Here is a 25,457-nt window from a genome sequence, read left to right on the forward strand (position 1 = left end):
ACGACGCGCACCGAACGACGCGCACCGAACGACGCGCACCGAACGACGCGCACCGAACGACGAGAAACCGAAAGGTGAACACCATGCCCCTCGGACTGCTCCGGCGGCGATTCAGGAATGCCCCCGGAGGCGGCGCGGGCGCCACGCTCCCGGTCCCGGACGGCGCGGGTGTCGTCCTGCGTGAGGTGCTGGACCCGGTGAACCAACCCATGGGCGCGGCCGAGGTGACGGTGACGGAACTGCGCAGCCACCGCGTCGCCGCGCGGGGCGCCACGGACCCGTACGGCTTCTTCATGGCCGTTCTGCCGCCGGGCACCTACAGCATGCTGATCATGGCCGAGGGGCTGGAGCCGCACCGCGAGACGGTCGAGATCGTCGCGGACGCCGGTGTCTCCCGGGAGCGGGTGTGGCTCCAGTCGGCAAGGGCGCTCGAACTCCCGGCCCCCGGCACCTGGCTCTTCGACCCACCGCACACCGCGATCCGCTTCATCGCCAAGCACGTCGGGATGGCCCATGTGCACGGCCGCTTCGAACGCTTCGAGGGCGGCCTCGCGGTCGCCCAGGACATGACCCGGTCCCGCGTCCACGTGCGCATCGACGCGTCCAGCATCACCACGGGCAACAACACCCGTGACACGCACCTTCGTTCGGCCGACTTCCTCGACGTCGAACGCTTCCCGTACATCGACTTCACCAGCACCCGATTCGCCTACCGCGGCGGCAGCAAGTGGACCCTCCAGGGCAGCCTCACCATGCACGGCGTCAGCCGCTCCGTGGCCCTGGACACCACCTACCTCGGCACCGTCAACGGCGGCTACGGCGAGGAGCTCCGCTGCGCCGCCCTCGCCAAGTCCGAACTCCACCGCGAGGACTACACCCTCAACTGGCGCTCCATGCTCGCCCGTGGCATCGCGGTCGTCGGCCCCACCATCCAGCTGGAACTGGACGTCCAGGCGATGTACCGCACCCACGACACGCCCACGCCGCCGGAGTAGACATCACAGGTGCGCGATATCTGTCCACATTCCGAACCAGCGAGTGGTTGCATTCCACTTTCCGGATCACCACGCCATTCGTCGTCGACCGGAGCGGAAATCGCGACGCCTGTGTACGGCAGTTCGGCCACGGTGGCAAAGAAGGGAGGGTGGGTAGCCTCCTGCTGTAGATGTATAGGGGGGCCGGCCGACTCCAACTGTCTTGTGGACGTGCGAAGAGCACGGATGGTCGTGCTGCTCTCCCCGCCGTTCACCGCACTGCCGCAGGCGCGGGAGATCCGGTGCAGCGGACCTACCGCAAGGACCCGTTTGGGCAGATCGGCATGCTCGTCCCCCTCCGGGTGGACGACGCACCACCCGCCGCGGAGTTCGCACCCCTTTCACTCGAGGAGGGTCGCGCGTATGTCTGAGATCGGTGGCGGCAGGGTAGGACCCCGATGCCGTCGGTGCGGTGCGGCATGCTGGGGGGCGCCTTGGATCAGCCGTATTTCTTTCTCAGTTACGCCAGGCGGGACGACCGGGCGACCTACGTGGGGCGGTTCTACAACGACCTGCTGACGGCCCTCGCGCTCCCGGGCACGGTGTCGGCCCGGCAGCCCCCCTTCCGTGACGTCGAGAGCATCAGTCTCGGCGACGACTGGCTGCTGGAGCTGAGCCGTGCCGTCGGCTCGTGCAGGGCCATGGTCGCGCTCTACTCGCCGGCGTACTTCCGCAGCGAGTACTGCGGCAAGGAGTGGACCCACTTCGCCGCACGCGTCAAGCGCTACCAGGAGATGACCTCCGTGCAGCCGCGCGCGCTGGTCCCGGTGCTCTGGGAGCCGGTGCCGCAGCGCAGGATGCCCGCCGAGGTCAGGGCCGTCCAGTACACCGAACCGGGACTGGGGGAGGAATACCTCAGGCACGGGCTGCTGCAACTGATGCAGTCGGACCCCGGCGGGCCCGCCTACCGGCACGTGGTCGAGGAGCTGGCCCGCCGGGTACGCAACGCGGCGGACCCCTTCAACCTGCCCACCGACGAGCCCCCCGCCTTCGACCTCTCGACCGTCCGCGGCTGCTTCCCCGTCAATGACGCGCCCGAACTCAGCGGCCACGTACGGATATTCGTCGCGGCCTGCACCGAGGAACAGCCACCGGTGGGCCGGGCACACACCGCCTACTACGGGGAGGCGCCGTGGATGTGGGCGCCTTACAGCCCACCGCGCGTCCCGACCGTCGTGGAGCGGGCCACGCGGGTCATCACCGGTGACGGGCACACCGCGAGCGTCGAGGCGGTGAGCCCCCAGCTGATCCGCCACCTCAACCGGGCCCGCCACCTCAACCAGGCGTGCGTCCTGCTCGTGGATGCCTGGTCGGCGCGCGAGGACCCGTACCGAGGGGCGCTCCGCAGGTACGACGCCCTCCACCACCCGACGACCGCGGTCCTCGTCCCCTGCCACGAGCACGACAGTGAGTCGGGCACGGACAACGCGGCACTGTGGGACGCGGTCCAGGAGGTCTTCGAGCGCAACTGGATGCGCCGCAACGACCATCACGATCCGGTGTTCTGGGTGCCCGTGGACCAGCACGAGTTCGACGACACGCTGTCCCGGGCGGTGACCGTGACCCAGAACCGGATCGCCGCCAGCGGTCATGTCCGCCGCCTGCCGCCGGGCGCACCACCGCCGTCGATGCCCCGGCTCTGAGCCGTACGCCCCCGACCACGACTGCCCAGGAGACCGGATGAGCACCTCCAGCGCCCCGGACGGCCGAGGCCAGGTCGTCACCTTCTACTCGTTCAAGGGCGGCGTCGGCCGCACGATGGCCCTGGCCAACGTGGCGTGGATCCTGGCCAGCCGGGGCAAACGCGTCCTGGCCGTCGACTGGGACCTGGAGGCTCCGGGCCTGCACAGCTACTTCCACCCGCTGCTCACCGATCCCGAACTGCGCGACACCGACGGACTGATCGACCTGCTGCGCGCCTACCAGCAGGCGGTTCTCCTGCCCGGCCGTGAGGATGTCCCGCAGGACGACGGCTGGTTCCGCCGGACCCTGGACCTGACGCCGTACGTGGTCGGCCTCGACCTCAAGTTCGCGAGCGGCGGACGGCTGGACTTCCTGCCCGCCGGGCGCCAGAACGCCGCCTACTCGGACTCCGTGACGTCCTTCGACTGGCACGCCTTCTACGGACGGCTCGGCGGCGGAAAGTTCCTGCTGGAGATGCGCGAGGAAATGGCCGCCCGCTACGACTACGTCCTGATAGACAGCCGCACGGGCGTCACCGACAGCTCGGGCATCTGCACCGTACTGCTCCCCGACACCCTCGTCCTCGGCTTCGTCTACAACGTGCAGAACATGCGAGGCTCCGCGCACGTCGCCCGCGCCGTGACCAAGGGCTCCCGACGGCCGATACGGCTACTGCCGGTGCCCATGCGTGTCGAGGACGCCGAGCGGGAGCGACTGGAGATCAGCCGCGACCGCGCCCGGGAGGCCTTCGGCACCCATCTGCCATGGCTGGACGAAGGCAGCGTCGAACGGTACTGGGGCGATGTGGAGATCCCGTACAAGACGTTCTACGCGTACGAGGAGATCGTCGCGCCCGTCGGTGACCGGCCGTTGCAGGAGGGCACCGTGCTCAAGGCCTGCGAACGGCTCACGGACTGGCTCACCGACGGCGAGGTCCGGCGAGGCGTGCCCCTGCCGGACGAGGAGCGGCAGCGGCTGCTCACCGCGTACATGAACAAGAGCAGGGCGATCAGCACCTGTCTCTTCGTCAGCTACGCACCCGAGGACCGGATCTGGGCGGAATGGGCCGCCTGGCACCTGGAATCCGCCGGATTCCGCGTCACGCTGCACGACGTCACCGCCACCAGACCCGGCGAGACCGCTCCGGAAGTGGTGCGCGCCCTGGCGGAGGAGGGCAGGGTCCTCGCCCTGCTGTCCGCGGAGTACGCCGCGGTGCCGCAGTCCGCCGCGCTCTGGCGGGCGCTCACGGGCAGAGAGCGCGCGCCGGCGCCCGAGCTGGTCGCTGTCCGCGTCCACGGTGGTGAACGGGCCCTGGACCCGCCCTTCGACCTCGCGGCCGCCCCCAGCATCGCCCACCTCACCGAGGTGAACGCCGTACGACGGCTGCGGCAGAGTGTGGGCCCGCCGCCCTCGGCCCCCACCCCGGCACGGGGCGCGCCCGCGCTGCTGACCCCACAACCTCCGCGCTATCCGGGCACGAATCCGGCCGTCGAGTCCCTGCAACCGAGGAACGTCGGTTTCACCGGCCGGAACGCGTTGCTGCACGAGCTGCGGGACCGGTTCATCGCCGCCGAAGGCTCCTCGACGCCTCAGGTCCTCGTGGGGCTCGGCGGAGTCGGCAAGACGCAGACCGCGCTGGAGTACACCTACCGGTTCCGCGGCTCCTACGATGTGGTGTGGTGGGTACCGGCCGCCGAACCCACCGTCATCCCAGGTGAGTTGGCCCGCCTCGCACCCCAACTCGGCATCGAGCACGGGGAGGACACCGCGCTCACCGCCCAACGGGTGCTCAGGGCTCTGGCGAGCGGGACGCCGTACCGCAAGTGGCTGCTCGTCCTCGACAGCGCGGGCTCCCCGGGCGAGACGGCCGAGTGGCTCCCCGCCGAGACCTCACAGGGCGGACACGTGCTCGTCACGTCCCGCGACCGCACCTGGGAGGAGGCCGGGAACGTGCTGCCGGTCGAGGTGTTCAGCCGGTCCGAGAGCGTGGCACTCCTCGGTCGGCACAACCCGGGTCTGGACCCCGACAGCACCCGGCAGATCGCCCACGAACTCGGCGATCTCCCCCTCGCCGTCCATCAGGCCGCGGTGTGGCTGAGCGCCACGGCCATGCCCGTCGACCGGTATCTGCAGCTGCTGCGCACCCACGCGACGGAACTGCTCAAGCGCACGGAGAAGCGCTCGCTGGAAATGGCCGGCTGGCTGGTGTCGTTGGAGGAGATCCGCGCCAACAGCCCGGCCGCAGCCGACCTGTTGGAGATCTGTTCCTTCTTCGGGGCCGACCCCATCCCCATGGAGCTGCTGTACACCCGTTCCCTGATGGACGCCCTCACGCTCGACGAGGACGAACCCCGCGACGAGGTGACCATCAGCGAGGTCTTCCAGGAGATCAACCGGTTCGGGCTGGCCCAGGCGGACCCGGAGGAGGGCACGATCGTGGTCCACCGACTGGTGCAGGCCGAGATCCGCCACTCGATGCCGGTGGAGCGGCGCCTGCAACTGCGCTCGGTGGTGCACGCCGCGCTCGCGGCGGGCAACCCCAAGACGCCCGGCGCACCGGAGAGCTGGCCGCGTTACGCGCAACTGCTGACGCATCTGTGGCCCAGCCGGGCGGCGCGCAGCGACAACCCGGAAGTGCAGCAGTGGATCATCGACACGGTGCGCTGTCTTTGGCGCCGCAACCTGCTGTCCTCCGGGCGGGACACCGCCGAACGCGTCCTGACGGTGTGGACCGAACGCCTCGGTCCGGACAACGCCCAGGTACTGGGGCTGCGTACCCAACTCGGCAACATCCTGCGCTCCCAGGGCGTCTCGCGCGAGGCCTACGACAACGACCTCGACGTCCACCGGCGACTGGCGGCGCTCGTGGGTCCGGGCCGCCGCCGTACCCTCATCGCGGCCGCCAACGTGGCCGCCGACCTCAACGCCCTCGGCCGGTACGCCAGGGCGCGGGAGTGGGACCGCGCCACCTATGAGGCCAGCAAGGAGGTCTGGCCGCCCGAAGACCTCCGGCTGTCCATGCACGCCAGCAACCTCGGCGTCTCGGAGTACCTCTGCGGGGACCGCCGCGCGGCACTGGAGATCCACCGACGGGTGTACCGCGACCGCCTCGACCTGAAGGGGCCGACGGACATCTACACGCTCAACGCGGCCTCCAACTACGCCCGCGACCTCCGCGAGACCGGCGATCTCCGGGCCGCCCTCGACCTCCTGGAAGAGACCTGCCAGGTGTTGTGGGAACGGCTCGGCAAGCGGCACGCCCAGACCCTGTCCACCCAGCGCAACCACGCGGTGGCACTGCGCCGGGCCGGCCGTTACGAGGAGGCACGCGAACTCGTCGCGTCCGTCCACCTCATGTACGCGGAGGACCGCGGCCGTGACCACCCGGACACCCTGGCCGCCCGCGCCGACCTGGCCAATGTGCTCGCGGCTCTCGGCGACGTCGACAGCGCCCGCGACCACGCCGATCACATCCTGGCCCGCCAGCGTCAGACCCTGGGGGAGTCGCACCCCTACACGCTGGGCTGCCAGAACAACCTGGCGATCTACCTGAGGCTCGGCGGCCACGCGGCGGCTGCCCGTGCCACCTCCGAACGCGCGCTCAGGGCCCTGTCCGACACCCTCGGCGAACGGCATCCCTACACCCTGGACGCGATGATCAACTACGCGAACTGTCTCGTCGACACCGGCGGGACGGAGGCCGCCATCGCCCTCGAACGCGAGGCGCTCGCAGGGGTGTTGGAGACCCTGGGGGCCGACCACTACGACGTCATCACCCTGCGTTTCAATCTGTCGATCGATCTCGCCGGGGCCGGTGCGACGGAGGAGTCGGAGGAGCACTACAGTGGGGCCCTGCAACTCGCCGCCCAGACTCTGGGAGTGGCCCACCCGACCTACAAGGCGGTGGACACTCCTGTGGACAGCAGGGTGCGACTGGACGCGGACATCGAACCACCCTTCACCTTCTGATTCCGTGCCACGGAGCGGTATGAGCTCCATCCGGTGCGGCGAGGTCTTCCTTACGGCGCTTTATGTTGCTTCCTGCCGTTTTCCTTTGTCCCGCTGCTATTCTCCGCTCACCCGCCACGGGCGTCTCCCGCCGGGCGGACCCCGTGTCAGCATGGCCCCTAGGAGTGCGGTGTCACCCTTCTTGTCCTCGCCGGATAGGTCTGCCGGCCGCGCCCCTTCCGGCGCGGGTCCGATCAGGCCTGCCGAGGACCGCCACGGTGCCGTGGCCGAGAACAGCGCTCTCGGCCATGTACTGCGCCGGCTCGCATGGGAGGCCGCGCATCCGGACGCCACTCATCCGGCCGAGTTCGAATCCTCGCTCGAGTGCGAAGCGGAAGCGTCGATGGAGTGACGTCTCCGCCGGTCCGGCCGACTCCCGTGTCCTTGCGGCAGTTCGTCCTCAAGGTGCACAGTCGCTGCAACCTGGACTGCGACTACTGCTACGTCTACCACTCCGCAGACACCAGCTGGCGCGACAAGCCGCGCCTCATGGAAGCGGCCGTGGCCGAGCAAGTGGCCCTGCGTATCGCCGAGCACGCCGTGGCTCACCGGCTGCCCGACGTCCGGATCGTGCTGCACGGAGGGGAGCCGTTGCTGCTCGGGGCCGGGCGGCTGGGGGAACTGCTCGGTGTCCTCGCGCGGGGACTGGCGAAGGCGGGGGTGCCCGTCCGTTTCTCGATGCAGACCAATGGCGTGCTGCTCACCCCCGACACCCTGGACGTGCTCCACCGGCATCGGGTGGGGGTCAGCGTCAGCCTCGACGGGACGCAGGCGGGCCATGACCGGCACCGGCGTCTCCTGAAGGGCGAGGGGAGTCACCGGCGGGTGATGGAGGGACTCGGCCGACTGGGTCGGTCCAGGTACCGCGCCCTGTACGCAGGCCTGCTGTGCACGATCGACCTGGCCAACGACCCCGTCGACACCTACGAGGCCCTGCTGGCCTCACGCCCTCCTCGCGTCGATCTCCTGCTGCCGCACGGCACTTGGGACACGCCGCCACCCGGACTCGCGGATCGGACGAACCGGGTACCCGCCGTCCCGCCGGTGACCGTCCGCGGGGTGATGGACAACCCGGGGGAGACGCCGTACGCCGACTGGCTGCGGCGGGTGTTCGACCGTTGGTACGACGCCCCTGTACGGGAGACCGGCGTCCGGCTCTTCGAGGAGCTGATGGCCGGCGTCCTCGGCGGCTCGATGCGTACCGAGTCCGTCGGGCTGGCCCCGGCGACGCTGGCCGTCATCGAGACCGACGGTTCCATCGAGCAGTCGGATTCCCTCAAGGTCGCCTACCAAGGCGCGCCGGAGACAGGGCTCGACGTCTTCCGTAACAGTCTCGACGACGTCCTCGAACAGCCTCTGATCCGTCAACGGCAGTCGGGCGCCGACGGGTTGGGGCCCACCTGTCGGCGTTGCCCGTTGCTCGGCGTGTGCGGGGGCGGGCTCTTCGCCCACCGGTACGCCTCCGGGAGCGGGTTCCAGAACCCCTCCGTCTACTGCGCCGACCTGGCAGCCCTGACCCTGCACATCCGGGCCCGGGTGCGGGCCGATCTCGGGTCGGCGCCGCAGGGCCTGGCCGAGCTGGATGTCAGAGGCACGTAGGGTAGGGTTTACCTGCGCGTTCACATGGAACTCAGTGGACTGCGCGACGGGACGTGGCGCAGCTTGGTAGCGCACTTGACTGGGGGTCAAGGGGTCGCAGGTTCAAATCCTGTCGTCCCGACTCGTGAGAGTCGTGGATCCGGGGCCGTTTCGGAGCAATCCGAAACGGCCCTCGATCTTTTTCGGGGGCCAAATGGGGGACCGGCCCCCTTGGCCGTGGTGGTGGGCCACCGAGATCGGGCTCGCCGGGGAGCGCGGGGCGGCGCCCCAGCGACCGGCCCGGCACCATCGCTCCGGCCCCGGACGGAATGGCGAAGCCGACTCTTCCGCCGCACCGGGCCGAGACGGAATCCCTGCGCGCATGAGTCCCCGCCGGAAGACCGGCGGGGACTCATGCGTAGAACGCGGTCGTGAGGTGTGGGGTCAGCTGCAGACCACGTAGACCGTAAGGGTGCTGAGTGCAGCCGCCGTCGCGGCCACGGTCCAGTGGTCCCCGCTCGGGTAGGTCTCCGCGATGACGGTGGCGAGGCCGCTGGCGGACAGGCCTCCTGAGATGGGCACGGTGCCGACCGGGCATGACGGGGAGTCGTAGGACGTTTCGATGCCCAACAGGACGCTGTAGTTCTGGGTGAGGATCTGCGCGGCAACCGGGCCGGTGGGGCCGGTGGCACCCGTGGCACCCGTGGCACCCGTGGCACCCGTGGCACCCGTGGCGCCGGTGGCGCCGTCGACGCCGTTGGTGCCGTCGACACCGTCGGTGCCGTCAGCGCCGGTGGGGCCGGTGGGTCCGGTGGGGCCCGTGGCGCCGGTGGCGCCGTCGACGCCGTTGGTGCCGTCGACACCGTCGGTGCCGTCAGCGCCGGTGGGTCCGGTGGGGCCCGTGGCGCCGTCGACGCCGTCGACGCCGTTGGTGCCGTCGACACCGTCGATGCCGTCAGCGCCGGTGGGTCCGGTGGGGCCCGTAGCGCCCGTGGCGCCGTCGACGCCATCGGCACCGTCAGCACCCGTCGGGCCGGTGGGCCCCGTGGGGCCGGTCTCGCCCCTCTGGCCGCGGTCGTCGTCGCCGTAGTCGCCGTAGTCACCCTGGTCGTCGCCACCCGGGCTGGTGGCAGCGGCTCTGTTGGTGACCGTCTTCGTGTGCTCCATCGCGAGAGCGGGGCTGGCCAGGCCCGTGAGCACGAGAGCGAGGGATGCGAGGCTGCTGCCCGCAATCCAGGTGCTCCGCCTGGGGAGCGGGCCGAGTGAGGAACGTGTCCTGGAGTCAGGACTCATGCGGTCTCCTGATTTCGCGAAGTCGAATAGTCACGCCGCCCCGGCAGGGGCGACACGCCCATCATTACCATTTGTCACGGTTCGCGCACTTTGTGTGATGTGCTGCTCTGTCTGGGCAGCCCGCAGCTCGTCGCGCTCATCTTGTTGTGTCCATGACATTTCCGCCGACTTCGACGTGAACGGCCGACTCGGGGACGCCTCACGGGGTGTATCCACTCCGTGAGGCAAGGATGTCCACCGAAATCCGCCCGCTTCCTGCGCCCCGCCCAGCTCGCTCACAACGAGAATCGCCGTTGCGCCGACAATCCTTGTGCCGAAGTGGACCGAGTGATTACGGCGACTTTCTCCCGCGTGATTCAGGCTTTGTCGTCATGCCTGATCGGAAACTCGAAGGTAGGGCCAGAGCCATGAATCCGACCATCTGTCTCTGAGTGATCGTAAAGAATGAATCGGCCGTAATTGAGCGGTGTATCGCCTCGGTGCACGAACGGCCCGTGGGGCGACTTCGGGACCAATTAGACGCTCAACATCGAACGCGCCCGCGAAAAACCGACCACCTGCTTCCGGTGGACGTCGATATGACCATTACTGTCGACGAGGGGCACGAACAGGAGAACCTCGACGCCCTCGTGATCGCACCTTGCGGACGCCGTGCGGAGATGGGCGGCTGGGTGGAGAAGATCTATCACGCACTCCCGCAGGCGGGAATCCTCAAGGTTGAGTCCGGTGACTGGCCGGAAGTGCATCATCCGCAGACACCGTGGAATCGTGATTGTCTCGTCGCCCGTCAAGCCGAAAAATCGAACAGTATCCAGGGGGTGTCCCGGCAGTCCGTCGCAGGTTCAAATCCTGTCATCCCGACTTGTGGAGCAGCAGGTTGGAAGCCGTATCGGTGTATGTCGATGCGGCCTTTTTGTTTGAGGGTGAGCTGGTGTATGCCCGCTCGCAGTACGGCCAGTCTTTGAAGTCGCCCGCGCGTTTCCACAGGCGGTAGGACGCCTGGATGTTCCACTCGGGGTCCAGTGCCTTGCGCGGAGTTCCGCCGAGTTTTGACAGACGGGCGTCGGATATCTGGAAGACGCCCCAGTTCCTGGTGCCGTTGGTGTTCGGCAGGATGTGGAGGGGGTCGAGGAAGGACTGGCAGTCGGCGATCGCGACCGCGTGGTCGGGCTCCTCGGCGAACACCTGGCGGACGCGTTGCCTCACCTTCTTCGGCGACCAGCTCCGTATCCGCGCTTTCGGGTCGTAGAGGGCCTTCTTGGTCTCCGTGCCGACCACGCCGTCCGCGTCGAGGCCGTGCAGCACCTGGAACGCGGTGACGCGGCGCAGGGTCTGCGGCCCGAACGAGCTGTCCACGGAGATGTCCGCGCCGGCCTCGGAGAGCAGCCGCTGCACCTCCTGAACGCAGGCATCGTGCTGCCCCATGCCGACCGGTTCCGCGCACGCCGCGGAGAACAGCAGCCGGCCGTCGTCCGAGTCCTCGGCGGACGCCTGCTGACGCGTCGTCAGCGTCAGCCAGGTTCCGCCGGCCACCAGGAGCAGGAAGCACACGCCGAGGATGGGCAGTGCCCGCCGCCAGGGGTCGGCCGCCGTCATGTGCCCTGGTGCGGTTCCTGCCACGGCCGAGGGCGCGGGCCGCGCTCCGTCGGCCTCCGGGTCGGATTCCTGCGCGGTTCCCGGAACCCGCTCCGGACCCGGAACCCGCTCCGGACCTGGAGTCTGCCCTGGGCCTGGAGTCTGCTGCGGAGCCGCCTCCGGCTCCCGCCCCGACATCGGCGTGTCCGGCGGACCTTCGCCCTCGCCCTCGTCGCCCATCCGGCTCATGTCGGCCACGGCCCAGAGTCGGTGCAGCTGCCGTAGCTCGTTCGGGGAAGCTCCACAGACCGCGGCGAACCGGTGTACGGAGCCGTAGTCCGGGGGGACGTACGAACCCGAGCAGTAGCGGTGGAGGCTGGACCGGCTGCTGCCGGTGCGCTGGGCGAGCGCCTCGTAACTGAGGCCCGACCGCTCCTTCAACGACCGCAATAACGCTGCGAATCTCTCCGGATCGGCGGTCGCTGTCACAGGTTACCCCTAGTAATCGGTCGGTCGGAGACCGGGACCCTAGACCATTTCCACTCCGTGCGCATCTCGTGTTCGCCGCGTGTGTGTTTCGTGCATTCCCCACCGATTTCCCACAGGCGTCCCAGAGGCACGGGAAACGCCCAGGCAGTCGGGGGGACGGCATCCCACTCTCCCGTGACCTGCGGTTTTCCTTGTCGGCCCGGATCTTCGTTGCCAGTGTCTGCGGTGCTCACCGGGCACCGGCCCGGTGGCTCGACGAGAGGACTCCCATGAGCCTGCGCACGACGCGATTCAAGCTGGCCGCCTGCACGGTCGGCGCCGTGGCCGCGGCCACCCTCGCGCTGGGTACCACGCCGGCCGCCGCGAGCGGGACGTACAGCGGGCTCGCCTATGTCTACGGTGCCGACACCTACACGGACGACTGGGGCAACGAGGGCGTCCTGTCGACCAGTACCAACACCAACTCCAACGCCACCTGCCTGTGGCAGAAGATCCTGTGGGCGGACGGCTTCCTGAGTTCCGCCTCGGACATCGACGGGCGGTTCGGGTCGGACACGAAGGCCGCGACCGAGGACCTGCAGCGGTACTTCGCCCTGGGTGTCGACGGGTCGGTCGGACAGGAGACCTTCGGCCACATGGACAAGTGGCTGTACTTCGTCTCCGGCAGCACCGCCGACGGCTCCACCGCGAACCTGCGGTACGACGGGATCGCACACGACTTCACCCTCAGCCGCAACGCGGACGGCAACTACGCCTTCACCGACGGTGACGGCACCACCCGGCTCGCCGGCTACAACTACCGGACGTGCAGCTGACGGCACACGCCCGCGACCGTCGACGCGTCGACCGGCGGCCGATCCGCGCATGCCCCTCCCCACGGAGAGGCATGCGCGGCGGTCGTTCGCGCGGGAATCAGCCGCCGCCGTCGAGGTCGGCACACCGGCGCAGCACGTGCAGTTCGTGGCCGTCGAGTCGCATCTCGTAGAGCTTGCCCCGCGCGTTCTCGAAGGGGCGGTGGAGGATCATCATCAGCCGGCCGTCGAAGGCGCGGAACAGCATGCCGTGGCCGCTGTCCTCGCGGACCAGGGGCCGTCGCTGGTCCCACGGCCCCGCGAGGTCGCCCGACCGGGAGACCGCGTACGTCTGCACATAGCCGCCGCTGATGGTGCCGTCGGCACCGGCCACGTTCTTCTCGTACGTCGACCACAGCATGAGCAGGGAGTTGTCGGGAGTCCGGTACAGCTGGGGGCCGTCGGTGATGTACGGCGCGAGCTGGTGCGGCACTCCGCCGGGGATCTGCTCGGTGAGCCAGGACGCGTCCGAGGCCTTGAACAGGAAGACCGGGTCCCCGATGGTCCCGGTCAGGTCCGGGGCCAGCCGGATCGCCTCCATGGTTCCGTCGACGGTCTGCAGCCATTCGTGCGCGTACACCATCCAGGGCTGCCCGGACGGGTCGACGTAGAGGGTGCCGTCGAGGGTCATGAGGTTCTCGGGCGGGGTGGGGCGTGCGGGATCGACGACGGTGAAGGGGCCCAGCAGCGAGTCGGAGACGGCCGTGATCGTGCCGCGCATGTGGTTCGGGAGACGGAAGGGGGTGCCCCACCGGTTGGCCGGCGGCACATCGAGCGGTCTGTGCTCGTCGTGCAGCGTGGTGAGCAGGTAGTACCTGCCGTCCCACGCGTGCACCTCCGGCGCCCACGCCCCTTCGGTCGCCCAGATGCCCTTCTGTACGGCCGTCCGGAAGACCACGACGGGGCGCGTCCAGTCCCGCAGGTCGGCGCTGCGGTAGACCATCGTGCCGGTGCCGTCCACGCCCGAAACGGTCGGGTCGTTGGACGTGTAGAGGTAGTAGGTGCGGGTTCTGTCGTCGGCGACCACGAACGGGTCGTGCAGCGGCATGTCCGGAAGCCGCATGGCGGGAAGGCGCTTCGGGTCGGTCTCGGTCACGGTCGAACAATAGTGAGCGGGGGGCCTTGACTTCGTGTGCGCTCCAAGTTGAAGACTCCCGTTCAGGCCCGAGAGCCGGGCGGAACGGGAGGCAACGGTATGAAGTACCGCACGATAGGCAGTGATCCGGGAACCCGTCGCGAGGTGAGTGTGCTGGCGCTCGGCGCGATGCTGTTCGGCTCGCGGACCGACGAGAAGACATCCTTCGCGGTGCTCGACCGCTACGTCGAAGCGGGTGGGAACTTCATCGACACGTCCGACAACTACGCCTTCTGGATCGACGGAGGGCAGGGCGGACAGAGCGAGGAACTGCTCGGTCGGTGGCGGCGCAGCAGGGGCATCGGCAACGAGATCGTCATCGCCACCAAGCTCGGCGCCCGGCCCCTCGCGCCCGGCACCAGCTATGTCGACAACGCGGAAGGGCTGTCGGCGAAGGTCATCCGGGAGTCGGCGGAGCGCAGTCGGGAGCGGCTCGGGGTGGAGCGGCTGGACCTGCTCTACGCGCACATCGAGGACCGTACGGTGTCGGCGCGGGAGACCGTCGAGGGGTTCGCTGAGCTTGTCGCGGAGGGCACGGTCGGACTGCTAGGCGCGAGCAACCACGCCGTGTGGCGGGTGGAGCGGGCCCGCGCCCTCGCCACCGCGGCCGGGCTGCCCGGCTACGAGGTGCTCCAGTACCACCACAGCTATCTGCGCCCGCGCACGGACATCCCCAACGACCTCTGGGCGGACGGCTGCCTCGGCGCGGCCACCGCCGAACTGCTGAGCTATCTGGAGGCCGAGCCGGCCCTCACCCTGGTCGCCTACTCGCCGCTGCTCAAGGGCGGGTACGTACGGCCGGACGAGCTGCCGTCGGACTACGACCACCCGGGCACCGCGGCCCGGACGAAGGTGCTGGGCGAGGTGGCGCGGGAGACCGGGGCGACCGCCAACCAGGTCGTGCTCGCCTGGCAGTTGGGCGGCCGGTTCCCGATCGTTCCGCTGGCCGGGGTGTCGTCGGTGGCGCAGTTGGAGGAGAACCTGGGCGCGGTGGAACTGGAGCTGACGGAGGAGCAGCGGGTCAGGCTGGACGCCGCGCACTGAATCACACGGGTCGGGCGCACCCGTGCTCGGTCACGGCGGCCTTCCGACAGTTCCCGTGCTCGGTCACGGCGGCCTTCCGACAGTTCCCGTGCCCGGTCACGGCGGCCTTCCGACAGTCCCCGTCCTCGGTCACGCCCGAGCGACGTTCGCCGTGAGCAGCCGCAGCAACTGCTTGGCCATGGTGCGCTGTTCGGGGGTCAGCCCCATGGCCTCGCCGATGTCCACGGGGACGGTCCAGGCCCGCTCCTTGAGCCGGGCGCCGGACTCGGTGAGGCGGATGGCGACCGAGCGCTCGTCGTCCGTGCGGCGCTCGCGGCGGAGCAGGCCGCCGGCCTCCAGGCGCTTCAGGAGCGGGGAGAGCGTGCTGGACTCCAACTGGAGCGCGGCGCCCAGGTCGCGTACGGAGATCGAGTCCTGCTCCCAGAGCACGAGCATGACCAGGTACTGCGGATACGTCAGTCCCAGCTCGTCGAGCAGCGGCCGGTAGCGGGCGGTGACCGCGCGCGAGGCGGCGTACAGGGCGAAACAGAGCTGGTCGTCCAGGAGCAGGCTGTGCCCCGGCGCCGAGGCCGGGTCCTGGGCCGTTCCGGTCGTGCTCACGATCTCGCCGACTGTGCTCACGGTGTCGCTCCTCCGCCCTGTGCTCTGCGTGACGATCAACCACCCTACCTGCAAGTCTCCCCGACTGTATTGTGCATCATTTACTCGTGCACGATTTAGTAGTGTGACACGGATGTGGTGTGCTGCCGCCCGGCGAACCACGTCGGCCGCGCCTGCCCACGGCGCCCACCCAAGGAGACCGGCTGACGTTCGCCACGTGCCGCCCCGCGCCGCGGAGTCACCCGCTGCCGGGGTGCGGGGCGCGGCGTCGGGGCTCCGTGGGCGGGCGCTACGGACGGACCGGCGGTGCCTGGCGCATGACGGCCCAGCGCGAGGCCGCCGGGAGAGTGATCTGCTCCACCTTGACGTCCAGGAGCGAGTGGCGGTAGCGGCAGGTCGGGGGAGTGTCGACCAGGAGAAGGCAGGTGACGGTCGTGCCGCAGCCGATGAGGCCCGGACCGATCCTCAGCTCGGAACCGTGGAGGGCGACGGGCGGGGGGCTCGGCCGCGCTGGGCTCCGCTTCGGTGGCGACCAGCTCCATCCCGAACGTGCCCCGCCGACGAACTTCCGCCATGCGGCGGTCCGGAACACCAGACCCGGCCCGTCGGTGTCCTTGGAGTCCCGGACGGCCATCAGGTTCTCGACGAAGGCCACCTCCACACAGGCGCCGTTGCCCGAGCTGTGGCTGCTCCTGTGCCAGAGCGCGTTCCTCAGGGCCGTCGGCTCGACCTGCGGGGCCCGCCGCCCGTTGTCCGTGCTCATCATCGGCTCCGTATCTCCCTCGCGATGTTCTCCAGCGTGGCGGGCGTCTCCTGCGGATCCGGGGCCGCGGCCCCCACCAGGTCGAAGGTCTGGACGAAGGCGCGTACGTCGCGCTCCTTCTCCAGGTACAGGTTGCCGGCGATGGAATTGACATGGACCACGGTCGGTGTGTGGCCCTCGAACTCCAGCAGCGAGAACATCCCGGCCGGCGCCGCGTGCGCGCCCTTGACCGTCGGCATGATCTGGATGGTGACGTGGGGCATGGCCGTCGCCTCGGCCAGGTGGGCGAGCTGGGTCGCCATCACCTCCGGGCCGCCGACCGGGCGCCGCAGCGCGCGGTCTCGATCTGCGCCGGGTCGTGTGACGCCGTACCACCCCAGCAGGTCCCGTACGTCCCGTGCCTTGATGGGGGCCTGACCCGTCTCCACCCGGCCGATCTTGGACATGGAGCATTCGAGGTGCGCCGCGACCTCTTCGATCTTCCGGCCGGCGTGCTCACGCAGGCGCCGCAGCTCCGCCCCCAGCTGCCGTCGCCGTACCGTCGGTCCCCCCGCCATGGCCATCGTTTCTCCCCATGGTGATGCCTCGCGTGACGCAGGTGTGCCGACGACTCAACTTGCTTGTCCCCTGCCCGAGTTCAGAATGCACATGTGGCTGACGCAATTGCGTGGAGGAAGCCCATCCGGGTGCGGGAGAGGTCGAAAGTGGGCAGAAAGCGCACCGCCCCGGCCGGGAACGATCCCGGCCGGGGCGACGACGTGCGGACCCGCAGATCCGCGCAGGGTGTGTGTGAGGGTCAGGCGAAGTTCGCCAGCGCCTCGTTCCACGTGGTCGACGGACGCATGACCGCGGTGGCCTTGGCCGGGTCGGGCTGGTAGTAGCCGCCGATGTCGGCCGGCTTGCCCTGGACGGCGATCAGCTCGTCGACGATGGTCTGCTCGTTCGCCGTGAGGGTCTCGGCGAGCGGGGCGAAGGCCTTGGCCAGGTCGGCGTCGTCGGTCTGGGCGGCCAGTTCCTGGGCCCAGTACAGGGACAGGTAGAAGTGGCTGCCGCGGTTGTCGATGCCGCCGACGCGACGCGAGGGGGACTTGTCCTCGTTGAGGAAGGTCGCCGTGGCGCGGTCGAGGGTGTCGGCGAGGACCTTGGCGCGGGTGTTGCCGGTGGCCTCGGCGTACTGCTCCAGGGACGGGACCAGGGCGAAGAACTCGCCCAGGGAGTCCCAGCGGAGGTAGTCCTCCTTGACCAGCTGCTGGACGTGCTTCGGGGCGGAGCCGCCGGCGCCCGTCTCGAAGAGGCCGCCACCCGCCATCAGCGGGACGACCGACAGCATCTTGGCGCTGGTGCCCAGCTCCAGGATCGGGAACAGGTCGGTGAGGTAGTCACGCAGCACGTTGCCGGTCACCGAGATCGTGTCCTCGCCGCGGCGGATGCGCTCCACCGACAGCTTGGTCGCCTCGACCGGGGCGAGGATCCGGATGACCAGGCCCTCGGTGTCGTGCTCGTCCAGGTAGGCGTTGACCTTGGCGATCAGGTTGGCGTCGTGCGCGCGGGTCTCGTCCAGCCAGAACACAGCCGGGTTGCCGGTGGCGCGGGCGCGGGTGACGGCCAGCTTCACCCAGTCGCGGATCGGGGCGTCCTTGGTCTGGCAGGCGCGGAAGATGTCGCCGGCCGAGACCGCCTGCTCGATCACCACGTTGCCGGCCTGGTCGACGAGGCGGACCGTGCCGGTGGTCGCGATCTCGAAGGTCTTGTCGTGGGAGCCGTACTCCTCGGCCTTCTGCGCCATGAGGCCGACGTTCGGGACCGAGCCCATGGTCGACGGGTCGTAGGCGCCGTTGGCACGGCAGTCGTCGACGACGACCTGGTAGACACCGGAGTACGAGGAGTCCGGGAGCACCGCGAGGGTGTCGGCCTCCTGGCCGTCCGGGCCCCACATGTGGCCGGAGGTGCGGATCATGGCCGGCATCGAGGCGTCGACGATGACGTCGGACGGCACATGCAGGTTGGTGATGCCCTTGTCGGAGTCGACCATCGCCAGCTCCGGGCCCTCGGCGAGCTCGGCGTCGAAGGAGGCCTTGATCTCGGCGCCCTCCGGCAGGGCCTCCAGGCCCTTGTAGATGCCGCCCAGGCCGTCGTTCGGGGACAGACCGGCCGCGGCCAGCGTCTCGCCGTACTTCGCGAAGGTCTTCGGGAAGAAGGCGCGCACCACGTGACCGAAGACGATCGGGTCGGAGACCTTCATCATCGTGGCCTTGAGGTGCACGGAGAACAGCACGCCCTCGGCCTTGGCCGCGGCGATCTGCGCGGTGAGGAACTCGCGCAGCGCGGCGACACGCATCACGGAGGCGTCGACGACCTCGCCCTCGAGGACGGGTACGGACTCGCGCAGCACGGTGGTGGAGCCGTCGTCGCCGACCAGCTCGATCCTCAGCGCACCGGCCTCGGAGATCACCGCGGACTTCTCGGTGGAGCGGAAGTCGTTCTCGCCCATGGTCGCGACGTTCGTCTTCGAGTCGGCGGACCAGGCGCCCATGCGGTGCGGGTGGTTCTTGGCGTAGTTCTTCACCGAGGCGGGGGCGCGGCGGTCGGAGTTGCCCTCACGCAGGACCGGGTTCACGGCGGAACCCTTGATCTTGTCGTAGCGGGCGCGGATCTCGCGCTCCTCGTCCGTCTTCGGGTCGTCCGGGTAGTCCGGCAGCGCGTAGCCCTGGCCCTGCAGCTCGGCGACGGCGGCCTTGAGCTGGGGGATCGACGCCGAGATGTTCGGCAGCTTGATGATGTTCGCCGCGGGCGTCTTGGCCAGGTCGCCCAGCTCCGAGAGGGCGTCGGGGATGCGCTGCCCCTCCTCCAGGTACTCCGGGAAGACGGCGATGATGCGCCCGGCCAGCGAGATGTCACGGGTCTCGACGGAGACACCGGCCTGCGAGGCGTACGCCTTGATCACGGGCAGGAACGAGTGGGTCGCCAGGGCGGGCGCCTCGTCAGTGTGCGTGTAGATGATGGTCGAGTCAGTCACCGGGTGCTCCGCTCCACGTCTGCAACATTGCTCGACATCAAGATATCTCGTGCGCGGGCGGGACTCGACAGGGGCCGGGGTGTGGGGGTGCGTGACACCACGATGTTCTTCGCCCCCGCCGCCCCTTTTCAGGGGTAGCGGGGGCGAAGAACTCTAGGGCGCGACCTCGACCGACGCCTCCCGCTGATGCGGAATCTCCACGCTGCCCCCGCCCGTCTGCAACGTGATCGCCCGCCGGGGCACCGGCACACTGATCCCCTCGGCCCGGTACCGCTTGTGCAGCCGCTTGATGAACTCGTGCTTGATCCGGTACTGGTCGCTGAACTCCCCGACCCCGAGGATCACGGTCATCCCGATGCGGGAGTCACCGAAGGTGTGGAAGCGCACGGCGGGCTCGTGATCCGGGACCGCGCCCTCGACCTCCTTCATGGTCTCGGCGATGATCTCGTTGGTGACCCGCTCGACATGCTCCAGGTCGCTGTCGTAGCCGACGCCCACCTGCACGAGCAGGGTCATGTCCTGCTCGGGCTGGTTGAAGTTGGTCATGTTGGTGCCGGCGAGCTGGCCGTTGGGGATGATCACCAGGTTGTTGGAGAGCGACTTGATCGTCGTCTGCCGCCAGTTGATGTCGACGACATAGCCCTCCTCGCCGCTGCTCAGCTTGATGTAGTCGCCCGGCTGGACCGTCTTCGACGCGAGGATGTGGATGCCCGCGAAGAGGTTGGCGAGGGTGTCCTGGAGGGCCAGCGCCACCGCGAGACCGCCGACGCCCAGTGCCGTGACCAGCGGGGCGACCGGGATGCCCAGGGTCTGCAGGATCACCAGGCAGCCGATCGCGAGGACCGTGACCCGGGTGATGTTCACGAAGATCGTGACCGAACCCGCGACCCCGGCCCGGGACTGGGCGAGCGAACGCACCAGGCCGGCGATCACCCTGGCCGACGTGATCGTGGCGACGAGGATGAACAGCACCGTCAGGGACTGGTTCACGTTGTGCTGCACGGTCTTCGTCAGCGGCAGCACCGCCGCCGCGGCGGCCGCGCCACCGACGAACGCGCCCCAGGGGACCAGGGAGCGCAGTGTGTCGACGATGACATCGTCACCGCCCCAGCGGGTCTTCGTGGCGTGGCCGCCGAGCCAGCGCAGCAGCAGCCGCAGCAGGAACGCGGCCAACAGGCCCGCGGCCAGAGTGATTCCGGCCACGAGGTAGTCGTCGAGGGTGAGGGCCCGGGTCATCGGTCACCTCCCGAGGGACGCGGGGAGCGGCCGACGGGCCGTATGTCAGGTCCCGTGGGCCGTATGTGATGTGTCGTCACCTTGCCACCTGCTCGAATTCGAGATGCACGATCAGCGCCTGCCCGGATGTGTGTACGACGTCGGGCGCGACCGCTCATCCTGCCGTATCCGCACAGCTGATCGGCACCGGACCTGCGCGGATCGGCCGACGACCGGCCCCGCGTCCACAGGAATGTCCGGATGTGCACCGCGGTACGGCCGCCTCCGCCCGCAGGATCAGGGCGACATCTTGTTCCCGGAGCCGCCGAGGTCCTCTTCCGGGATCCGCCGGTGTCCTCCTTCCGGCACCGTCCGGTACCTCAACCGGCGTCAGATCACCTTCAGCCGGACCAGCGCGCCGAGCGTCAACGCGCCCGGCAGCAGCGGCAGCCAGACCGTCATGACGCGGAACGTCAGCACCACCGCGGTCGCCACGGCCACCGGACCGCCGGCCGCCACCAGGGCGACCACGAGCGCGGCCTCCACCGAGCCGAGACCACCCGGAGTGGGCACGAGGGCGACCGCGACCGTGGCCGCGAGATACGCGAGCGCCATGTGCGTCACCGGGATGTCGAGCCCCAACGCCAGCCCCACGGTGACCAGTACGGCCGCCTGGAGCGTCGGGAACGCCAGCGAACCGCCCCAGAGCGCCAGCACACGCGCCGGCCGCGTGTGCACCGAACGGGCCTCGCCCAGCGCCGTGCGCACGAACCCGGACACGGCCGTACGCAGCCGTCGTACGAGGAGAGCCACGGCCACGGCGCCGCACGCGACGGCGACGGCCGTGATCAGCAGGGGAGTCGACGTGCCGTCGGGGAGGAGCGGGCCGAGTCGCAGTGCCCGGGGGAACGCGAACAGCAGAGCCACCAGCAGGCCGACGCGGGCGACGGACTCCGCGAGCAGATACAGCGCGAGCGCCGCCGACGAACGGGACAGCGACACCCCGCACACCGTCATGAACCGCAGGTTCACCGCGCTCGCGCCGAGGCCGGTCGGCAGCAGATGGTTCGCCGCGCCCGCCGCGAACTGGGTGGCCAGCAGACGCCCCGCCGGCAGCCGCTCGACGAGCGCCCCCTGCCGGGTCACGGCCGCCGCGACCCACGTCAGACATGTCACCCCGACCGCCGCGACCAGCCAGGGCCACCGGGCGGTCGCCAACTGGGTGAAGCCCTCGGCCAGAACGGAACGGTGCCGCACGGCGACCGCCACAACCATGACGAGGGGCAGCAGACAGAGGATCCGCCGCACCGGAACACGCCTGGTGGGCCGTCGGGGGAGTGGTATCGCCGTCACACCGGGAGAGGTTCTCCGGGCCGGGCCAACAGGGGGTTGCGGGCGCGGGGACGGCGGCTGACCGGCGGCGGACTTCATCGCGTCCGGACGCACACGTCGTCACCGCGCATCGGCGCCGTCCTCGCCACCACCCGGCACCGTCCTCGCCGTGCCACGGTGTGCGCGCCGTCCCGCGCCCTTGACCTCAAGCTTGGTCGAGGTCCTAGCGTCCTCCGTATGAGTATGGAGACCACCGCCTGGACCCAGCTGCAGGGCCTGATGACCGCCCAGCAACAGAGCCGCCCCTTCGCCCGCGCGACGCTACGGCGTATCGGCGCCTTCGCCCGTCCACATCGTCGCCGTATCGCGTGGTTCGTCGCCCTCAGTGTCGTCACCGCGCTGCTCGCCGTGGCGACGCCGGTGCTCGCGGGGAGCGTCGTGGACGTGATCGTGTCGGCCGGGGACGAGGCCCTCGTCGTCCGCCTTGCCGTGCTCATCGCCCTCATCGCGGTCGCCGAAGCGGCGCTGGGCCTGCTGGGCCGCCGCCTGTCTGCGACGCTCGGCGAGGGACTCATCCTCGATCTGCGGACCGCCGTCTTCGATCATGTGCAGCGCATGCCGGTCGCGTTCTTCACACGTACTCGTACGGGAGCGCTCGTCAGTCGTCTCAACAACGACGTCATCGGCGCCCAACGCGCCTTCAGCAACACCCTGTCCGGAGTCGTGAGCAACCTGGTCACCCTGCTGCTCACCCTCGCCGTCATGCTCACCCTCTCGTGGCAGATCACCCTGCTGTCACTCGTCCTGCTGCCCGTCTTCGTGATCCCCGCCCGGCGCATGGGCAGCCGCATGGCCCGGCTCCAGCGGGAGGCGGCCGACCTCAACGCGTCCATGGGCACCCGCATGACCGAGCGTTTCTCGGCGCCCGGCGCCACCCTGGTGAAACTCTTCGGTCGGCCGGGCGACGAGTCCGCCGAGTTCGCCGAACGAGCCGGCCGGGTACGGGACATCGGCATCCGGACGGCGATGGCGCAGTCGGCGTTCATCACCGCCCTCACCCTCGTCTCGGCCCTCGCGCTCGCCCTGGTGTACGGCCTCGGCGGCTGGTTCGCGCTGCGCGGCACCCTGGAGGCGGGCGCGATCGTGTCCCTGGCGCTGCTGCTGACCCGGCTGTACGCCCCGCTGACCGCGCTGGCCGGGGCGCGCGTGGAGATCATGAGCGCCCTGGTGAGCTTCGAGCGTGTCTTCGAGGTGCTGGACCTCAAGCCGCTCATCGAGGAGAAACCGGACGCCCGAGAGGTGCCCGAGGGGCCCGTGGCCGTGGAGTTCGACGACGTCCGCTTCGGCTACCCGTCCGCCGACAAGGTCTCCCTCGCCTCCCTGGAGGAGGTGGCCTCCCTCGACACGCGAGGCGGTACCGAGGTCCTGCACGGCGTCTCCTTCCGCGCCGAACCCGGCCAGACCGTCGCCCTCGTCGGCTCCTCCGGGGCCGGCAAGTCGACCGTCGCCCAACTGCTGCCCCGGCTGTACGACAGGGACGCGGGCACCGTCCGCGTCGGCGGCGTCGACGTGCGCGACCTCAGCGCGGCGTCGCTGCGCGGCACCCTCGGCATGGTCACCCAGGACGGCCACCTCTTCCACGACACCGTCCGCGCGAACCTGCTCCTCGCCCGCCCCGGCGCCACGGACGACGACCTGTGGGACGTCCTGCGCCGGGCCCGCCTCGACGACCTCGTACGGTCCCTGCCCGACGCCCTCGACACCGTCGTCGGCGAACGCGGCTACCGGCTCTCCGGCGGCGAACGCCAGCGCATGACCATCGCCCGGCTGCTCCTGGCCCGCCAGCGCGTCGTCATCCTCGACGAGGCCACCGCCCACCTCGACAACACATCGGAGGCCGCCGTCCAGGAGGCCCTCGCGGAGGCGCTGGAGGGCAGGACCGCCCTGGTCATCGCCCACCGCCTGTCGACGGTACGCACCGCCGACCAGATCCTCGTCGTCGAGGCCGGCCGGATCGTGGAACGCGGCCGGCACGAGGAGCTGCTCGCGGCGGAGGGGCGGTACGCGGAGCTGTACCGGACGCAGTTCGAGAAGTCCGACGTGGAGACGGTGCGAGCGGCGAAGCCATCGGTCGAGGTGCCGATCGGGGCGGCGTAGCGGCGCAGGCGCCCGTGACGCTGAGGGTGAACTGCGGGAACCGATGGGCGAGATGAGAACGCGGCCGTCCAAGACGCAGCAGGCTCAACACCCGCTTTCCGATCGTGGGCTTCACCGGCCGCCGTCCCCTCTCCCGTCCGACCTGACTGTTCGGCAACACGCTGCCGGCCCGGCCACCACCGCCGACGACACACTGCGGCTGCTCGACGGCCGGGCCGACGGACTCGGCGCGCGAACCGCGTCCGTGCCGCGCGCTCTCGGCATCCCCCGCCGTGAGCGGCCGTAGGCACACCAGGGGGCGTTTGTCGGAGATTTCCGGATGATGACCATAGCGGGCCGTGGCGGGGAAGACTGGCGGTGTGTCAGAGATACGAACGGCCTTGGACCGTGTGCTGGTGCGCTGTGAGGCGGCGTGGACGCCGGCCGTCGAACGGCATGTGACCGGCGCCGGTGAGGACCCGGAGGGCTGGTTGCCGTCGGCGGCCGGGCTGCTGCGCGCTTCCTGGAGCGAGGGAGGCCGGGACTGCGCGGTGGCCGCGGTGGCCATCCTGGAGTACGCGCTCGACGTGGGGGAGAGGCGGGATCCGCGGCGGCCCCGCTGGGTGCTGCACCTGTGGCTGGCCGAGCGCACACTGGCGCTGCGGTTCCAGGACCATCGGTTGTCGCACGACGTCCACCACTATCTCGCCGCCCAGACCCAGGGCCGGTCCGCGGACGATCCGGTGGCGGTCGCGGCGACCTTTCCGGAAGAGCCCTCTCCCCGCCACTTCGAGCCGCCCCGGCCGTCGCATCCGCACGCCGTACGGTTGGCCGAAGGGCTTCCGGCGGACGACCTGGTCCGGCCCTGTCTGCTGGCCCGGCTGGCACAGTCCGCGTTCTTCCGCCTGGAGTCGGGCGACATGTCCGCGCTGGAGGACGCCGGACGGTGGGCCGACGCGGCGTTCGCCGGCATCACCGCCGACCATCTGGAGGCCGGCCTCGTCAGCTGCACCGCCGTCCACGCGGCGCTGGCGCGCTTCCGTGACCGGCCGAGCGACGCGCGGGGCGTACAACTGGCGCTGAGCGCCGGCCGGTCGGCGCTGAAGGCGGTCGAGCACTCCAGACGCCATGGCACCCGCCCGGTCGATGACGAGGCCGCCTCGGCCCATCTCATGTTCTCCCTCGCCCTCACCGCCTCTCTGCCGCTCAATCTGGACGAGGAGATCGTCGACGAGGCCATCGCCCAGCTGGAGGCGTTTCGGGCCTGCGCGCCGCCCGACGACAACGGGGCCTACGCCGGGAACATGCCGGCGTTGCTGGGTGCGCGGGCCGTCCTCACCGGATCGCACGCCGACCTCCGGCGCGCGGACGAACTGTGGGCCGCGCTCCAGCGGGACCTGCCACCGGACCACCCCTTGATGCCGCACCTCGCGGACAAGCGCGCCGCGTGCGCCAAGATGGAACAGATGCTCAAGCGGCTGCCGTTCAACGGCGCCCGGCTGTTCAAGCTCGTGGGTCCGATGCTGGGACCGCTGCTGAGCGGGGTGCAACTGCCGCCCATCCGGATGTACGTCCCGCCGGGCCGCCCCGGAGTGCGCTCGCCCGGCCCGGGCCCGGAGGACTTCGCCCCCTTCATGGGCGGCCCCCGACCTGCCTCGGCGGACGCCGGACCCGGTCGCACCGGGGCCGCCACCGTGGTGTGGCC

The 25,457-nt window shown here is 70.1% G+C and carries 18 protein-coding genes and 1 tRNA gene; 10 read left to right on the top strand and 9 right to left on the bottom strand.

The window, feature by feature from the left end; all coding sequences use genetic code 11:
- Nucleotides 1-83: 83 nt before the first annotated feature.
- The 6 genes from AWZ10_RS36235 (at nt 84) to AWZ10_RS36255 (ending at nt 8,445) form a co-directional block, all read left to right on the top strand.
- Nucleotides 84-995, top strand: coding sequence for a YceI family protein (locus tag AWZ10_RS36235; protein ID WP_060893135.1), 912 nt, complete (start codon nt 84-86; stop codon nt 993-995).
- Between the two features lie 473 nt (nt 996-1,468).
- A complete protein-coding gene (locus AWZ10_RS36240) occupies nt 1,469-2,677 on the top strand; it encodes a TIR-like protein FxsC (protein WP_159058482.1) in 1,209 nt (402 codons plus the stop codon).
- Between the two features lie 37 nt (nt 2,678-2,714).
- Nucleotides 2,715-6,686: an FxSxx-COOH system tetratricopeptide repeat protein gene (gene fxsT / locus AWZ10_RS36245; protein ID WP_060893125.1), complete on the top strand. Its 3,972-nt coding sequence runs from the start codon at nt 2,715-2,717 to the stop codon at nt 6,684-6,686.
- Nucleotides 6,687-6,948: 262 nt separating this feature from the next.
- A complete protein-coding gene (locus AWZ10_RS55315; RefSeq protein WP_267885424.1) occupies nt 6,949-7,077 on the top strand; it encodes a hypothetical protein in 129 nt (42 codons plus the stop codon).
- The gene (locus AWZ10_RS36250) at nt 7,074-8,324 is read left to right on the top strand and encodes an FxsB family cyclophane-forming radical SAM/SPASM peptide maturase (protein ID WP_244172663.1); all 1,251 of its coding nucleotides are present in this window, start codon (nt 7,074-7,076) and stop codon (nt 8,322-8,324) included. Before AWZ10_RS55315 ends, AWZ10_RS36250 begins: the two co-directional genes overlap by 4 nt.
- Before the next feature lie 47 nt (nt 8,325-8,371).
- Nucleotides 8,372-8,445: transfer RNA gene (locus AWZ10_RS36255), tRNA-Pro, on the top strand.
- A gap of 302 nt (nt 8,446-8,747) precedes the next feature.
- Here AWZ10_RS36255 and AWZ10_RS55320 read toward each other — a convergent pair.
- Together AWZ10_RS55320 and AWZ10_RS36270 are read right to left on the bottom strand one after the other, a co-directional pair.
- Nucleotides 8,748-9,596, bottom strand: coding sequence for a collagen-like domain-containing protein (locus tag AWZ10_RS55320; RefSeq protein WP_079104585.1), 849 nt, complete (start codon nt 9,594-9,596; stop codon nt 8,748-8,750).
- Between the two features lie 852 nt (nt 9,597-10,448).
- The gene (locus AWZ10_RS36270) at nt 10,449-11,660 is read right to left on the bottom strand and encodes a helix-turn-helix domain-containing protein (protein WP_079104586.1); all 1,212 of its coding nucleotides are present in this window, start codon (nt 11,658-11,660) and stop codon (nt 10,449-10,451) included.
- 269 nt (nt 11,661-11,929) lie between these two features.
- Here AWZ10_RS36270 and AWZ10_RS36275 point away from each other — a divergent pair, with 269 nt between their 5' ends.
- Entirely contained in the window at nt 11,930-12,475 is a 546-nt protein-coding gene (locus tag AWZ10_RS36275; protein WP_037698751.1) for a peptidoglycan-binding domain-containing protein, read from the top strand.
- 97 nt (nt 12,476-12,572) lie between these two features.
- On the opposite strand, the gene AWZ10_RS36280 is transcribed toward AWZ10_RS36275, so the two are convergent.
- Complete coding sequence (locus AWZ10_RS36280) at nt 12,573-13,574, bottom strand: glycoside hydrolase family 43 protein (protein ID WP_079104588.1); 1,002 nt, start codon at nt 13,572-13,574, stop codon at nt 12,573-12,575.
- A 132-nt stretch (nt 13,575-13,706) separates the two neighbouring features.
- Between AWZ10_RS36280 and AWZ10_RS36285 the strand changes: the two genes are divergently transcribed.
- The gene (locus AWZ10_RS36285) at nt 13,707-14,690 is read left to right on the top strand and encodes an aldo/keto reductase (protein WP_060893129.1); all 984 of its coding nucleotides are present in this window, start codon (nt 13,707-13,709) and stop codon (nt 14,688-14,690) included.
- Between the two features lie 129 nt (nt 14,691-14,819).
- Here AWZ10_RS36285 and AWZ10_RS36290 read toward each other — a convergent pair whose 3' ends face one another.
- The 6 genes from AWZ10_RS36290 to AWZ10_RS36315 form a co-directional block, all read right to left on the bottom strand.
- Nucleotides 14,820-15,239 carry a MarR family winged helix-turn-helix transcriptional regulator gene (locus AWZ10_RS36290; RefSeq protein WP_060893137.1) on the bottom strand — a complete coding sequence of 140 codons (420 nt, stop codon included), beginning with the start codon at nt 15,237-15,239 and terminating at the stop codon, nt 14,820-14,822.
- Between the two features lie 340 nt (nt 15,240-15,579).
- On the bottom strand, nt 15,580-16,056 hold the full coding sequence (locus tag AWZ10_RS55325; RefSeq protein WP_107417562.1) for a DUF397 domain-containing protein: 477 nt from the start codon (nt 16,054-16,056) through the stop codon (nt 15,580-15,582).
- The gene (locus AWZ10_RS36300; RefSeq protein WP_060893130.1) at nt 16,053-16,616 is read right to left on the bottom strand and encodes a helix-turn-helix domain-containing protein; all 564 of its coding nucleotides are present in this window, start codon (nt 16,614-16,616) and stop codon (nt 16,053-16,055) included. The genes AWZ10_RS55325 and AWZ10_RS36300 overlap by 4 nt, the downstream gene beginning before the upstream one ends.
- Nucleotides 16,617-16,849: 233 nt before the next feature.
- A complete protein-coding gene (locus tag AWZ10_RS36305; protein ID WP_060893131.1) occupies nt 16,850-19,069 on the bottom strand; it encodes an NADP-dependent isocitrate dehydrogenase in 2,220 nt (739 codons plus the stop codon).
- Nucleotides 19,070-19,222: 153 nt separating this feature from the next.
- Nucleotides 19,223-20,305: a mechanosensitive ion channel family protein gene (locus tag AWZ10_RS36310; RefSeq protein WP_037698761.1), complete on the bottom strand. Its 1,083-nt coding sequence runs from the start codon at nt 20,303-20,305 to the stop codon at nt 19,223-19,225.
- Nucleotides 20,306-20,674: 369 nt separating this feature from the next.
- On the bottom strand, nt 20,675-21,637 hold the full coding sequence (locus tag AWZ10_RS36315) for a lysylphosphatidylglycerol synthase transmembrane domain-containing protein (RefSeq protein ID WP_079104587.1): 963 nt from the start codon (nt 21,635-21,637) through the stop codon (nt 20,675-20,677).
- Between the two features lie 222 nt (nt 21,638-21,859).
- Between AWZ10_RS36315 and AWZ10_RS36320 the strand changes: the two genes are divergently transcribed.
- Both AWZ10_RS36320 and AWZ10_RS36325 read left to right on the top strand, forming a co-directional pair.
- Complete coding sequence (locus tag AWZ10_RS36320; protein ID WP_208618614.1) at nt 21,860-23,773, top strand: ABC transporter ATP-binding protein; 1,914 nt, start codon at nt 21,860-21,862, stop codon at nt 23,771-23,773.
- A gap of 359 nt (nt 23,774-24,132) precedes the next feature.
- The coding region (locus tag AWZ10_RS36325; protein ID WP_159058483.1) for a hypothetical protein at nt 24,133-25,457 on the top strand (1,325 nt) is incomplete at its 3' end.

Origin of the sequence: Streptomyces europaeiscabiei, from assembly GCF_001550375.1 — a bacterium.
In the GTDB taxonomy this organism is placed as follows: domain Bacteria; phylum Actinomycetota; class Actinomycetes; order Streptomycetales; family Streptomycetaceae; genus Streptomyces; species Streptomyces europaeiscabiei.